General features: G+C 48.8%; 12 protein-coding genes. 7 read left to right on the forward strand and 5 right to left on the reverse strand.

The annotated features are described in order from the left end of the window. Nucleotides 1–1,529 (reverse strand): peptidase U32 family protein (locus AB7S66_RS07520; RefSeq protein ID WP_428518830.1); only part of this gene is annotated, 1,529 nt, incomplete at its 3' end. 32 nt (nucleotides 1,530–1,561) lie between these two features. Then, on the reverse strand, nucleotides 1,562–2,971 hold the full coding sequence (locus AB7S66_RS07525; protein WP_428518831.1) for an MFS transporter: 1,410 nt from the start codon (nucleotides 2,969–2,971) through the stop codon (nucleotides 1,562–1,564). A gap of 39 nt (nucleotides 2,972–3,010) precedes the next feature. Between AB7S66_RS07525 and AB7S66_RS07530 the strand changes: the two genes are divergently transcribed. The 5 genes from AB7S66_RS07530 (at nucleotide 3,011) to AB7S66_RS07550 (ending at nucleotide 8,221) form a co-directional block, all read left to right on the forward strand. After that, nucleotides 3,011–3,559, forward strand: coding sequence for a Crp/Fnr family transcriptional regulator (locus AB7S66_RS07530; protein ID WP_428518832.1), 549 nt, complete (start codon nucleotides 3,011–3,013; stop codon nucleotides 3,557–3,559). Nucleotides 3,560–3,687: 128 nt separating this feature from the next. Then, a complete protein-coding gene (locus AB7S66_RS07535; RefSeq protein WP_428518833.1) occupies nucleotides 3,688–5,517 on the forward strand; it encodes a phosphoenolpyruvate carboxykinase (GTP) in 1,830 nt (609 codons plus the stop codon). A gap of 70 nt (nucleotides 5,518–5,587) precedes the next feature. Next, complete coding sequence (locus AB7S66_RS07540) at nucleotides 5,588–6,541, forward strand: helix-turn-helix transcriptional regulator (RefSeq protein WP_237446251.1); 954 nt, start codon at nucleotides 5,588–5,590, stop codon at nucleotides 6,539–6,541. 59 nt (nucleotides 6,542–6,600) lie between these two features. Further along, a complete protein-coding gene (locus tag AB7S66_RS07545) occupies nucleotides 6,601–6,756 on the forward strand; it encodes a hypothetical protein (RefSeq protein WP_160525745.1) in 156 nt (51 codons plus the stop codon). Between the two features lie 181 nt (nucleotides 6,757–6,937). After that, nucleotides 6,938–8,221: a uracil-xanthine permease family protein gene (locus AB7S66_RS07550; protein WP_428518834.1), complete on the forward strand. Its 1,284-nt coding sequence runs from the start codon at nucleotides 6,938–6,940 to the stop codon at nucleotides 8,219–8,221. Between the two features lie 60 nt (nucleotides 8,222–8,281). On the opposite strand, the gene AB7S66_RS07555 is transcribed toward AB7S66_RS07550, so the two are convergent. Then, nucleotides 8,282–9,436 (reverse strand): iron-containing alcohol dehydrogenase, encoded by a 1,155-nt coding sequence (locus AB7S66_RS07555; protein WP_428518835.1) that lies wholly within the window; start codon nucleotides 9,434–9,436, stop codon nucleotides 8,282–8,284. 314 nt (nucleotides 9,437–9,750) lie between these two features. On the opposite strand from AB7S66_RS07555, the gene AB7S66_RS07560 reads away from it, so the two are divergent. Then, nucleotides 9,751–10,638: an HRDC domain-containing protein gene (locus AB7S66_RS07560; RefSeq protein ID WP_428518836.1), complete on the forward strand. Its 888-nt coding sequence runs from the start codon at nucleotides 9,751–9,753 to the stop codon at nucleotides 10,636–10,638. Here AB7S66_RS07560 and AB7S66_RS07565 read toward each other — a convergent pair. Continuing rightward, nucleotides 10,616–11,539, reverse strand: coding sequence for a ketopantoate reductase family protein (locus tag AB7S66_RS07565; protein WP_428518837.1), 924 nt, complete (start codon nucleotides 11,537–11,539; stop codon nucleotides 10,616–10,618). The two genes, AB7S66_RS07560 and AB7S66_RS07565, sit on opposite strands and share 23 nt — an antisense overlap. Further along, nucleotides 11,536–12,606 (reverse strand): M20/M25/M40 family metallo-hydrolase, encoded by a 1,071-nt coding sequence (locus AB7S66_RS07570; RefSeq protein ID WP_428518838.1) that lies wholly within the window; start codon nucleotides 12,604–12,606, stop codon nucleotides 11,536–11,538. Before AB7S66_RS07570 ends, AB7S66_RS07565 begins: the two co-directional genes overlap by 4 nt. 66 nt (nucleotides 12,607–12,672) lie before the next feature. Here AB7S66_RS07570 and AB7S66_RS07575 point away from each other — a divergent pair, with 66 nt between their 5' ends. Then, the gene (locus AB7S66_RS07575) at nucleotides 12,673–13,671 is read left to right on the forward strand and encodes an aldo/keto reductase (protein WP_428518839.1); all 999 of its coding nucleotides are present in this window, start codon (nucleotides 12,673–12,675) and stop codon (nucleotides 13,669–13,671) included. The last annotated feature ends 31 nt before the right edge of the window (nucleotides 13,672–13,702 follow it).

The raw sequence follows: 13,702 nt of genomic DNA on the forward strand, positions 1-13,702 counted from the left end.
CTGATCGTCTTCAGAACTGAGAGCGGTAGGAATATCTGCTCAAGCGGGAGCTGTGTTTTATTCACGAGGTTGATCGAGCCAAGGGTGAGAAAAGATGTATCACTTTGGCTGAAAATGGAGACAATATTTGCCTCTGTCTCCTGGGGTTTTCGAGCCTCGCTTGTGGGAATTTCGTATGTTGCTTCCCCATAGGGACATTGGATCGACAACGATCCATCCTCCAGGGTGAATGTCATGGCTAGTGGATGCTTGCTGAGGGGAAGTGCCTCACTGATCAGGGCAGGATTCTGGTCATGTCGGCTGATCAGGTAGAAGAATTCACCGGTGTGTGGACGGGGAGCATTGGCTGGCAGTGGTATTGCCACAGACTCCCCCTCATAGGCTTCGGTAATGCTTCTGCCCCATTGGTCTATCAGGGAGTTGATACCAAATTTGATGGTATCGATCGGTTGCCTCTGGCTTCGGATGAAGTACATCAAACCATCCCGGAGTGCTACATCGGTGAGCAAGGAAACCATCACTGAATCACTCTTGACCAGCGTGATCCTTGCAGCCTTGATGCCACGATGACCTGGGTAGCTTGTACTTCCGAGGGTAGGGGCTCTCCTGATGGTGAAGTCTTGTTTCTCTCGTCCATAGGAGGCCAACCAACCAGAGGTTTGTCGACGGGAGAAGACCACTGAGAGGGCCTCTTCCAGCTCTTCTGCGCTCTCATCCCCATCAAGGACCGCACGGTAGTAACGTGCCGCCAAACCGGTATAGGCAGGGCTTTTCATCCTTCCTTCCACCTTGAGGCTTTCGATGCCCAGCTTTTCCAGTTCTTTTGCAACAGGGCCCGCTTTCATGTCACTCATGGAGAAGAACCAACCATCCTTGACTCCTTGTGGGATGGGGGAAAGCGCACTCGGCACAGCACTGTCATGTTCTACAGTGAAGTAGTTCCTGCAGATCTGGGCACAGCTACCCCTGTTTGCACTTCTGCCACATAGTTGTTCGCTGGCTGTGCAGAGTCCCGAGAAGCTATAGCAGAGGGCGCCGTGGATGAATACCTTCAGTTCCACATCCTTACACGCTTCACGAATTCGCTTGACCTCCTGGAACGTCAGTTCCCTGGCAAGCACCACTCGTTCGAACCCAAGGCGAACCAGTTCTTGTACCCCGGCAATGGTATGTACAGCCAGCTGGGTACTTGCATGGAGAGAGAGGTTAGGGGCATAGGTTTTCACAAGGTTGATCAAGCCTAGGTCCTGGACGATGATGCCGTCACAACCGATGAAGTCAATATGCTTGAGTGTCTTGTATGCCTCATCCAACTCTGATTCTTCAATGAGCGTATTTACGGTAACATAGATTTTTTTCCCTTCAGCAAGCGCAACTTGGCGAAGCTTTGCCAAGTCCTCGAAGGTAAAATTGGTGGCGTTTGCACGAGCGGAAAAACTTTTCAGCCCGAGATATACAGCATCTGCCCCTTCTTTGAAGGCCGTCAGTGCTGCTTGCAGGGATCCTGCAGGAAGTGCGAGTTCTGTCATGTTCCTAAGGGTAGTGGTGTGCCCCTTCTCTGTCAATCTGAAGCCATTCGACGTCGGTGGAGCTCTTCGACAATCTGGTGATGCTTCTCCTCACTCAGCGGATAGAAGAGGATTGGGATAATACCGAAGATGCTGGCGAGGAATGGGAGTAGGGTGGTAAGGCTATGGATTCCCCAAAGGGTTGAGCTGCTCTGCGCCATATTGGGAATATAACCAACCAAGGAGAGGGTGGAGGCTATGATGATCGAAGTGACAGCTGCGGTAAGCTTTGCAAGGAATGTCTGACTGCTGAAGATTGTGCCTTCATTGCGTTTCCCGCTTTTCAGTTCACCGTACTCGATGGTGTCAGCAATCATGGCAGTCTGGATTACCTGTGGGCTTGCCATCCCGATCGAACTGATGCAGTTGAAGAACAACAGTACAAAGAAGTTGTCCCAGCCGGTAAGAAAGAATCCCAGACTGCCTGCAGCAAAGATGGCATAATAGATAACACACGCACGCTTCTTGCCGACTTTATTGGTCAGGTAGGGGACGGTTGCAATCCCGATAAGGATGAATGGGATGTTGATCCCTGCAAGCAGGGTATAGAGCAATTCATTCTGGAGGTTGTATTTTGCATAGTAGATCAGCATGGAGAGTTTCCCTGTCTGTGCGATACCGGTGAACAGTCCACTCAGAATAACAAGCAACAGTGGCTTGTTGTCCAGAAAGACCTTGGGGATTTCGGAAAATCTGGGTTTTTCCTGTCCGTCGGTATAGACACGCTCCTTCACAAACAGGAAGGCGATGAGAAAGCATATGACGGTCAGCAGCGCATATGTCAGGCTTGTCATCTGGTAGCCACGTTCCGGTTTTCCTTCCACCGAGAAAAGAAGAATCAATGGCTGGGTAGCCAAGGTTGCCAAGGCGATGGCAACGGTCGCCATGAAACGAGGGTAGACAACTATGCTGCTTCTTTCCTTGGTGTCTTCGCTTATGGTGCTGCTCATTGCCCAAAAGGGAACATCACTGGCCGTGTAAATCATGCCGAAGCTGATATACGTAAACGCTGCCCATGCGATTTTTCCTCCTGGGGAGAAGTCAGGGGTACTGAAGGCAGCCACCGCAAAAGGTACGAAGAGAATCGGGGTGAACAAGAGATAGGGACGGAATTTCCCCCAACGAGAACGTGTGCGGTCAGCAATCATTCCCATCAGAGGATCGTTGATTGCATCCCACATCCTGGCAAGCAGAAGAATCATCCCTGCTGCTGCAGGCAGGAGACCAAAAATGTCTGTATAAAAGAACAGCAGAAAGTTTGCCATAAGATTGTAGAGCATGTTCTGGCCAAAGCAGCCGAACCCATAGGCAAACTTTTCCTTCTTAGGCACCCCTTTTGCTTCCATAGCAGAAAGTCTATCACAGAAATTGCAGGTTGCAAGCTTCCCTTGTACTGTTGTCACAGGTAATAGTATACTTGTTGGTAGATGAGGAGGTCGCCCATGAGTGATACACACGATGACAAACACCCGGTATTCGAAGTTCAGAAGGGAACCATCATCTATGAACAGGGTTCGCCTTGTTCCACCATGTTTCTTCTGAAAAGTGGTACTGTCGGGTTGTACCTGAACTACCATACACCCCAGCAATTCCAGCTCTTCGAGATATCCAAGCCCAATTCCAGCTTGGGAGAAATGGGGTTGTTCGAACAGGAACCACGCAATGCCACAGCTGTAGCCCTCAGCGATTGCCAGCTGGTTGAGATTTCCCAGGAGAGTTTCCCTGCATTTATTGCATCACACCCTGAAGCCACAAAGCAGATCATTCTTGACCTGAGCCAGCGGTTCAAGATGGCAATCCAGGAAGTGAGAAACAGCCAGCAGATCATCCTGGAAAGTCTGGAAGCATTGAAGGAAGCTCAAGCGAACAAGAAGGACAGCTTGAAGGAACGGATCCGAAAAATCTCGGATTACCTGCTTGATATTCCCGAGGATGTTCCCCCTGAACTCTATCTGAGCTTCAATTCGCGGTTCCATGGGACTCTGTTTTAAAAAAACAAGAAATATTACAAAAATTATAGCCCATTATATTGCTAAAGATTGAAAAATCAGTAAGATAGGAAAAACACATTTCCTCTAATTGTAGTGAATTGTGCATCCCTATTATGAAGGAGTAGTCCATGAACGTCGCAAATCTTACGCATTCTGGGCTCAAGCAGTGGATTCTGGATTTTGCAGAACTCACGACCCCTGAAGAAATCGTCATTGCCGATGGTAGTGCCGCCCAGTACGACGAATTGGTTGCACAGCAGATTGCTGGTGGCTATTGCGTACCCCTGAATCCTGAGAAGAAGCCTGGTAGTATTGCTTACAACTCAGACCCTTCTGATGTTGCTCGCGTTGAGAACAGAACCTACATCGCAGCACAGAACAAGGAAGCAGCAGGGCCGACCAACAACTGGATTGACCCAGTTGCCTTGAAAGAGACCATGACCGGTCTTTACCGCGGTTGCATGAAGGGACGCACCCTTTATGTTATTCCTTTCTCCATGGGTCCTGTTGGCTCCCCGATTGCAAAGATTGGTGTTGAGCTTACTGACAGTGCCTATGTTGTCATCAATATGATGATCATGACCCGTGTCGGTGAGAAGGTCCTTGAGGTGCTCGGAACCGATGGTGAGTATGTACCTTGCTACCACTCTGTAGGCAAGCCGCTTGCAGAAGGTGAGAGTGACAATGGCCAGTGGCCATGTGCTCCCATTGAGCAGAAGTACATCTCCCACTTCCCAGAAACCCGCGAGATCTGGTCCTATGGCTCAGGTTATGGCGGGAACGCACTGCTTGGCAAGAAGTGTCTTGCACTGCGCATTGCCTCAGTCTTGGCTCATGACGAAGGTTGGCTTGCAGAGCATATGCTCATCCTCAAGATAACCAGCCCTGAAGGCAAGAGCAAGTTTGTCGCTGGTGCATTCCCCTCCGCATGTGGAAAGACCAACCTCGCAATGCTTGTTCCGACCATCCCAGGTTGGAAGGTAGAGACCGTTGGTGATGACATCGCTTGGATGAAGTATGGTTCCGATGGACAGCTGTATGCGATCAATCCAGAAGCTGGATTCTTCGGTGTTGCTCCAGGAACTTCCAATGAGTCCAACTATAACGCAATGGTCAGTGCATCCAAGAACAGTATCTTCACCAACTGTGCACTCACAGAGGATAACGATGTATGGTGGGAAGGTATAGGCTATGATGCTCCTGGAAAGTTGATCGACTGGCATGGTAATGAGTGGGTCCAGGACAAGGGAAACAAGGAGCAGAAGCCTGCTGCACATCCCAATGCCCGCTTCACCGCCCCTGCAGCCCAGTGCCCAAGTATTGCAAGTGAATGGGAAGACCCGAAGGGTGTGCCCATCAGTGCAATCCTCTTTGGTGGAAGAAGAGCCCATACCGTTCCTCTTGTTCACCAGAGCTACGACTGGAACCACGGCGTATTCCTCGGCTCCATCGTTGGGTCTGAGATCACTGCAGCGGCCCTCGACCTCAAGGTCGGTACCATCCGCCGTGATCCGTTTGCAATGCTTCCCTTCTGTGGATACAACATGGGAGATTACTTCCAGCACTGGATCAACGTTGGTAAGGCTGCAACGGACGAGAGCAAGCTTCCCAAGATCTTCTACGTCAACTGGTTCCGAAAGACCGAAGACGGCAAGTGGCTCTGGCCCGGTTTTGGTGAAAACAGCCGCGTCCTGAAGTGGGTCTTCGAAGCCTGTGACGGTACTGCGAAGTCAGTTGATACCCCGATCGGTATCATGCCTACAGCTGATGCAATCGACCTTCCTGAAGGCGTAAGCGAAGAAGATATGAGAGAGCTTCTCTCTGTCGATGTAGATGGTTGGCTCAGGGAAGTCGAAGACGTCCGTACCAATCACTACCCGAAGTTTGGTGATCATCTGCCAAAGGAACTTTCCTCTTTCCTCGACCAACTCGAGGCAAAATTGAAAGCTGCCCAGTAAGCAGAAGATATAGCATTGTTTCAAATTGGCTCTTCCCCCGGGAAGAGCCTTTTTATAGTATACTGGCCACATGAGCCAGCTCGAACGAATCGTATTCATCAACCGGAGTATTGAGGAGAATGGAGGCGTGAAGACCTCCCTCATTGAACAAGAGTTCTCCATCTCACGGAGGCAAGTATTGAGGGACATCACCTACTTGCGTGAGCATCTTGGAGCTCCCATTGCATTTGACCGTTCCAGGAACTGGTATCATTACCAGACTCCTTATACCCTTTTCTCCAACTCGAATGAGCGTATGTTGGTGCTCAACGCCATCGTGAAGAGTCTGGCCCAATCCCAAGGTATCATGTCTGACCTGACGGAGATGATCAGTGAAGGCATTGATAGCGGAGTTGAGAAACACTACCGCTCCCTGAGCGATAAGATCATCTTCATTACCCCAGTACAGGACTGGCCTGACTATGAGGTTTTCAACAAGATTTGTTCAGCGATGAAGAGTGAAGAGCGAATGAGCATGCATTATCGCAATGCACTGGGAGTTCACTCTCATAGGCATATCGAACCCCTGCGGTTGGTCAACTATAGTGGAAGGTGGTACTTGCTTGCCTTTGATATGCAGCACAGACAACTCAGGACTTTTCATCTCTCCAGGATCGAACAGCTTGCCCAGATAAGGGGAGACCGTATGAAGAGTAGGTTCTCTGACGAAGAGCTCGATGACTTCATTAACTCTGGGTATGGGATATTTATGGGTAATGAGGTTACCTATGTCACCTTCCGCGTGTATGGATGGGCCATCCATACACTGAGCACCCAGAATTGGCATCCAGAGCAGAAGCAACGAATGGTACAAGAGGAGGACAAGGAAGCCCTAGAGGTCATCCTTCCTGTGTCCAACCTTCAGGAGATCCTCTCAACACTTCTCTCGTATGGACCCGATGCACGTCCTATCGCTCCCGAGGAGTTTGTTCTTCGCTACAAGCAGTCTGTTGCACAGATGTGGGAAGCCGCAAAAAAACTGTAGTGTGACATCAGATGTCACATAGTGTAGGGTATCCTGTTCACAGAAAGAGAGGATGACCCATGAAACGAGAAAGAAATACATGTGCTGAATTGCCCGTTTGGTATGACCGGATGCTCTCCAACCCCTTGCTTTTGGTGGTAGGGATAATTGCTGTATTGCTTGCATCCCCACTGCTGTTCCTATACGGTGCATTGCTTCCTTTGTTCAGGAGATAAGGCATAATGTTGTACTTCGGTGTTGATTTCCAAGATATTTTGCATAATCATACAGATTTACACTTCCCAAACTTTCCGTTTTCTCGATAGGATGGAGAGACTTCCTGCAAGTCATCATCCCCTCAGTCTGTAAACAACACCCATAGTGCGTTTTCTGTGTGCAGACCCAAGGAGCTTTCTGATGGCAAATCAACCATCCAACGCCATGAAGTATGGTCCGGCCGACAAACCACCGATGGGACAATGGATTCCCCTGAGTGTCCAGCATGTCTTCGCAATGTTCGGTGCGACCATTCTCGTCCCGATCCTTACCGGTCTCAGTCCGAGTACTGCCCTCTTTACCGCAGGTACCGGTACACTGATCTACATCCTGATCACCGGGGCAAAGGTCCCAGCGTTCCTTGGTTCCTCGTTTGCATTCATCCCGGCCCTGGTTGCAATCAGCAGTGCCTATGGGGTTCCCTATGCAATGGGTGGAGCAGTGGTCTCCGGCCTCTTTTATATGCTGGTGGCTTTCATCATCAAGAGAAGTGGACACAACTGGCTGAACAAGGCTCTCCCTCCTGTAGTCATCGGATCAGTCATCGTGGTCATTGGTTTGAACTTGGCACCTACTGCCATGGGCATGGCAATGTATGACGGAAGTGGTGAATACAGTCTCTATTTCTTGTTGATCGCGACCGTTACCCTCTCCTTGACCATTGTTGCGAATATATTTGGCAAGGGGTTCTTCAGTATCATTCCTATTCTGATCGGGTTGTTTGGTGGTTACTTCTTTGCCCTGGCCATCGGCCTGATTTTTCCCCAGTATGCCTTGATCGATTTTGCAGCAATCAAGGAAGCTGCCTGGTTCGGTCTTCCCACCTTCACCTTGCCAAAGTTCAATATTGTTGCAGCGATCACCTTTATCATGGTCTCCCTTGCAACCATCTGTGAACACCTTGGCGATACACTTACGATCAGCAAGGTGGTAGGAAAGGATTTCTACAAGGATCCAGGTTTGCACAGGACCATCGCCGGTGATGGAATAGCAACACTTTGGGCATCCTTGTGGGGAGGGCCGCCCAACACAACCTATGGTGAGAATATCGGGGTGCTTGCGCTCACTCGTGTGTACAGTGTGTATGTAACCGGTGGTGCAGCTGTTGTGGCAATTTTCCTTTCGTTCTTCCCGAAGTTTGGCGCATTGATCCAGACGATCCCCAACCCAGTACTTGGTGGTATCTCCATGTTGCTCTTCGGTACCATCGCCTCAAGCGGTTTGCGTACCCTGGTCGATGCTGGTGTCAACTATGAAGACAAGCGCAATCTGACGATCAGCAGTGTGATACTGGTAATCGGAATCGGTGGCGGTATGCTTTCCTTTGCCATGGGAGAGAACCTGGAGTTCACCCTGGCTGGAGTTGCACTTGCCACCCTGATCGGCATCCTGCTCAACATCTTCCTCCCAAAGGAAATTGCATAAGCAGCGTAAGGAGAGAGCCACCTTGCGGTGGCTCTCAGTGTATGTCCTACAAAGAACGTCCTATTTGACTTCTGTTCCATAATAGGCCGCTTCATACAGCATCTGTACATCAGCTGCAGTAGGAGTGCCTGGATTGGTCAAGGTGCAGGGATCTTCAAACGCATTTTGGCTCATTCTCTGCAAGACTTCCTTGAACTTCTCCTCGTTGAAGTCAACCTCACTGCAATCCCTGAAGCAGGAAGGGATATCCATCTTTTGGTTCATCTCCTTGATTGCCTGTGCAAGGTCGGCAACACCGAGTATCTTCTCAGCATATGCGTACTTGTCAGTGAACTTCCTGTTGTAGGCAATTACATAGGGGAGAAGAATGGCATTTGCCAATCCGTGGGTTACCCCAAATTCCCCACCAATCTTGTGAGCCATGGAGTGAACCAAGCCAAGGGATGCATTGGTGAAGGCCATGCCTGCCAAGGCTGATGCCTCGTGCATTGCCTCTCTGGCTTTCAGGTTCTTCGGTTCGTGGTAAGCGACTGGAAGATGTTCAAGGACCATCTTGATAGCCTGGATGGCATAAGGATCGGTAAATGCGGTTGCTGCGGTAGAGACTACAGCCTCTGCTGCATGGCACATTACATCCATGCCGGTATTGGCTGTGATGTGCTTCGGCATGGTCATGGGCAGTGATGGGTCGAGGATGGCAATATCTGGGACCATGTCGGCAGCAACGATCGGATACTTGATGTGCTTCTTTGTATCGGTGATAACCGAGAACGCAGTGATCTCACTTGCTGTTCCACTGGTTGAGGGGATTGCAATGAATTTTGCCTTGTTTCGAAGGGAGGGCATGCTTCCCGGCTGGATGATATCCTCGAAGGCAAGCTCAGGATGTTCATAGAAGCACCACATGACTTTTGCCGCATCAAGTGCTGATCCGCCTCCGATCGCGACAATCCAATCAGGGGAGAAGTCAAGCATTGCCTTGGCGCCCTTTTGTACTGTTTCCACGGATGGGTTCGGTTCAACACCGTCGATCAGGATGGAATCGATGCCTGCTTTCTTCAGGAGGGATTCAGCCTGGTCCAGGAAGCCGAAACGCTTCATTGAACTGCCGCCTGTCACGATAGCTGCTTTCTTGCCCTGAAGCTGGGCAAGTTTATCAAGGGAACCTTCTCCATAGTAGATGGTTCTGGGAATGGAAAAACTCATAACGCTCATAATTGATGACTCCTTAGGTGAATCTGTTTGTCTATAAGATATCGATATTATTTTATCGTGTTAAGGGGTTTCTCAAAAATAGCGAAAGAATTTCAAAAAAATCAATTTCATAACGTTATTAGTTCAAAATAAAATTACAAAAAGAATATTAAATTGCATAATCAAGAAAAATATATACAATTTATATTACAAATTAGATATAAATATACTTTTACGAGTAACAAGGAAAGTAATTATACATCTGTCAAACATTTTCGCTGCAAGTGGTATGAATAGGTTCTCTATTCTCTCAGTATTTGGTATGCTTTCACCCTATGCTTAATTATACCATCGTTGATTCTGATTCTGCCTTAGCGGAGCTACGTACCTCATGGAGAGAACGTGGCATTGTATCGGTTGCCATGGATTTTGAAGGGGAGTTTAATCTCCATATCTATGGGGAGCATCTTTGTCTTATCCAGCTTTTTGATGGAGAATCGTATTATTTGGTAGATCCCTTCACCCTCTCCAAGGATTCCTTGCAGGAGTTTTTGGAAGATACCTCACTGGAGAAAGTGATGTTCGACTGTGCCAGTGATTCCGCTCTGGTAAGAAAGCAGTATGGAATTATTATGGAAAATGTGTATGATATCAGGGTTCCTGCCATGGTCCTGGGCTATATGGGAAATCTCAGTGGATTGGTAGAACGGTATCTTCCAGAAATTCCTAAACAGCCGATGTCAAACAAGAAAAAGAACCAGATGACCAATTGGCTCAAACGTCCTTTGAGGCCAGAACAGATCCAGTATGCATTGAGTGATGTGGAACATCTATTTGCATTGAAAGAGTTTCTCATTGCATCGGTTGCGGAGAAGGGTTTAGAGGCAAAAGTAGCCGAGCAAATGCAGGTAGTGGGGAAGAGCAAAGGTCCTGACAAACCAGGCTGGACCAAGTTCTCTTCCTGGAAGTACCTGTCAAAAGATGAGAAGGTTTTTCTTAAGCACTTCTTCCTTGCTCGCGATGGTCTTGCAAAAAAATATAATGTCCCGGCAGTAAGAATCCTGGAAAAACCCCTGTTGCTCCAGATGGCAAAGAACGTCCCAGCCTCTGACATCGACTTTCATATCTACTGTGGAAAATGTTCACCCGGGAAGCTCAATGAGTTGGTAGAGACACTGAAAAAAGCAAAACAGGAAGCGCTTATTGAGCTTGGGCGAGCCTAAGGCTTATATTCTCTCTTGCCTCAACCAAGGCTGAGAGAACTTCACAGGTGGGGGTAGGGATTCCATGGACCTTTCCCAGCTTGATCACTGTCCCACTGAACCACTTGTTTTCTGTTCTTCTTCCAGCCTCCATGTCTTGGCACATGGAGGTTTTTCCTGTAAACCCAAGGGAAGTTACGATGCGATGGTTCTCCTCAATGAGGGAATCAGGGAGGAAGACTCCCTCAGCCTTTGCGACGTTCTGTACTTCCTTGCATACTTGCTGCGCAAGATTCCATACCGGCTCTTGATCCAGATCTCCATAGGTTGCAGAGAGTAATCCGCTTATTGTGTTGTACGCAGTGTTGAGCATGAACTTGTTCCAGAGTTCACGCTCAATGTTCTCTGGAACTACATAGGAAACACCTGCACTGTCAAACAGAGCGGAGATCTCCTTGATTCGTTCAGTTTTTTCATTGCTCTTTTCGCCGAAGACAATCCTGCCTTCCTTGGTATAGGTGATATGATTACCAACATGTGTGGAATTCAGTCCTACAGCAAAACCATAGAGTACTTTCTCTTTCCCAAAAGCCTTTGAGAGTTCCCGTTCGCTTTCAATTCCATTGAGCAAGGAAAGAATGGCTGTATCTGGTCCAACAACAGGTTTCAGCATGGAAATAGCTTCCTCTAGGTGATGGTTCTTGGTGGCAATGATGATAAGATCTGCTACCGGTGCTTCTTCGCCTGTACAGTATCGAAAGGGGGCTCTCTGGTCATTGAGGTATATGCCTTGTTGCAAATACCGTTTCTTTCTGTTCTCATCAACGAGAAAGCAGAGATGCTCATCACCTAGCAGATTATGTAATCGTAGACCATAAAGGGCTCCAACTGCCCCACAACCAAGCATTGCAATGTGTTTCATAATGTAATTAACTCCAATACCAAGGAGAACAGATTTTCCAGTTCCTTCTTGGGGATGTATTCACTCTTTGTATGAGGTTCTTCATAACCAGAGGTACAGACAAGGGTCTCTATACCTAGCGTGTTCAAGACATTTGCGTCACTTCCCCCGAGTGTCGGGGCAAGACGCACAGACATTCCCAGTCTCCTACACGCCTCCTTGAAGTGCTTCAATACTGTTGCATCTTCCCTATGGTGGTATGCCTCATACTGATGTTCATGGGTAATATCGACGCTTCCGCCATGATCCTTAGCCGCACTTCTCATTGCATCAATCATGCTGGACGATTGTGCTGCCAGTTTGTTTGGGTCAAGGCTTCTTGCCTCAAAAACCAGGGTTGCCTTGTCACATACAATGTTCTTGGCTCCCGGAGCAATGAATGACCCTACATTTGCAGTGGTCTCCTCATCGACGCGAAGTAAGTGCATTGAGCTGACAGCTTGGCTTGCCATCTGGATGGCACTGATACCAGTCTCTGGCTTGAAACCGGCGTGGGCTCCCTTTCCATGGAATACCGCCTCTATCTTGTCCTGTGATGGGGCAGCGCTGATCGCTCCTCCCACGGGGCCTGCGGCATCGAACGTGAATCCATGGGATACGGAAGAGAGCTTACGTATATCAATACTTTGTGCTCCTACCAGTCCTTGTTCTTCACTTCTGGTGAAGAGTACCACGATATTTGGATGCGCAATCTTTTGCTGTTTTATGGTATCGAGAGCGACCAGGATGGCCGCGATAGCTGCCTTGTCATCAGCGCCGAGAGCGGTGGTTCCGTCACTTCTTAGAAGATCGCCATCTTCGACAACCTTTGCTCCACGGGCTAGACTGACAGTATCCATATGGGCATTGAGCAGAATGGTTTGGCCTTTTCCGGGAAGGAAGCCATACAAATTCTCCCCATCATCGTATTCTGTATGGAGTCCTGCCTGAAGCAGTGCTGTTTCCAAGAAGCGTGCGATCTGGTCTTCCTCATAGGAGACCGAGTCGAAAGAGACCAGTTTTGTAAAGGTGTCTATAAGGATTTGCATGTGCTGACTATACCACAGGCAAAAAGACTTTGACCACACCAACTTGTGCGCTATAGTAGATTCATGATGTATACAGCTAATGAAACTAGGTATGATTCAATGAAGTATCGGTATGCAGGAAAGAGCGGGCTTCGCCTTCCTGAGCTTTCCCTGGGACTCTGGCACAATTTTGGTGCAGAGGCTGATGGAGGAGTATGTAGGAGTATTCTTACTACTGCATTTGACAATGGTATTACCCATTTTGATTTGGCGAACAACTACGGCCCTCCGGCTGGCAGTGCAGAAGAGCGGTTTGGTTCCATTCTGAAACACGACCTTGCTCCTTACCGGGATGAGCTGGTTATTTCCAGTAAGGCTGGTTACTATATGTGGCCAGGTCCATATGGTGAGTGGGGTAGTCGCAAGTACCTGATCAGCAGCTGTGACCAGTCCCTGAAACGAATGGGGCTTGAGTACGTGGACATTTTCTACCACCACCGCCCTGACCCCAACACCCCTCTTGAGGAGACCATGGGGGCGCTTGCCCATCTGGTCCATCAAGGAAAAGCCCTGTATGTGGGAATCAGCAATTACCGTGCAGAAGAAGCCGTAAAGGCAATCAAATTGCTGAAAGAAATGGGAACTCCCTGTGTATTGAACCAGGTGCGGTACTCGATGCTGGACCGCTGGGTGGAAGAGAACGGTTTGCTGGATGCCATGAACAATCAGTCAGGAACCATCTGTTTCTCTCCCCTTGCACAAGGATTGTTGACTTCACGCTATCTTGATGGAAACATTCCAGAAGGCTCGCGGGCAAGTGAGAACCGCTTCCTGAAGGCTGATTCAATCACCAAAGAGAGAGTCGCCCTGCTTAATGAACTCAACGAGGTAGCCAAACGTCGTGGGCAGAGCCTCTCTGAGCTGGCTATCAGTTGGTTGCTTAAGGATGAGCGCATCACCAGTGTACTCATTGGCGCCAGCAGCAAGGCACAGTTGCTCCAGAACCTGAGGGCATTGGACAAGCCATCTACATTCTCGTCAGAAGAGCTCTCTGAGTTGGATGCTGTTCTGGAGAAATGGGTGTAAGTATTGAAAACACCCCCGCGTGAGCGGGGAA

Origin of the sequence: Sphaerochaeta sp. (assembly GCF_050178175.1) — a bacterium.
Classification (GTDB): Bacteria; Spirochaetota; Spirochaetia; order Sphaerochaetales; family Sphaerochaetaceae; genus Sphaerochaeta.

Excerpts from the sequence above, each read along its gene's own strand:
- AB7S66_RS07530 (WP_428518832.1), top strand. The coding sequence starts at position 3,011 with ATGAGTGATACACACGATGACAAACACCCGGTATTCGAAGTTCAGAAG.
- AB7S66_RS07535 (WP_428518833.1), top strand. The coding sequence starts at position 3,688 with ATGAACGTCGCAAATCTTACGCATTCTGGGCTCAAGCAGTGGATTCTG.
- AB7S66_RS07540 (WP_237446251.1), top strand. The coding sequence starts at position 5,588 with ATGAGCCAGCTCGAACGAATCGTATTCATCAACCGGAGTATTGAGGAG.
- AB7S66_RS07545 (WP_160525745.1), top strand. The coding sequence starts at position 6,601 with ATGAAACGAGAAAGAAATACATGTGCTGAATTGCCCGTTTGGTATGAC.
- AB7S66_RS07550 (WP_428518834.1), top strand. The coding sequence starts at position 6,938 with ATGGCAAATCAACCATCCAACGCCATGAAGTATGGTCCGGCCGACAAA.
- AB7S66_RS07555 (WP_428518835.1), bottom strand. The coding sequence starts at position 9,436 with ATGAGCGTTATGAGTTTTTCCATTCCCAGAACCATCTACTATGGAGAA.
- AB7S66_RS07560 (WP_428518836.1), top strand. The coding sequence starts at position 9,751 with ATGCTTAATTATACCATCGTTGATTCTGATTCTGCCTTAGCGGAGCTA.
- AB7S66_RS07565 (WP_428518837.1), bottom strand. The coding sequence starts at position 11,539 with ATGAAACACATTGCAATGCTTGGTTGTGGGGCAGTTGGAGCCCTTTAT.
- AB7S66_RS07570 (WP_428518838.1), bottom strand. The coding sequence starts at position 12,606 with ATGCAAATCCTTATAGACACCTTTACAAAACTGGTCTCTTTCGACTCG.
- AB7S66_RS07575 (WP_428518839.1), top strand. The coding sequence starts at position 12,673 with ATGTATACAGCTAATGAAACTAGGTATGATTCAATGAAGTATCGGTAT.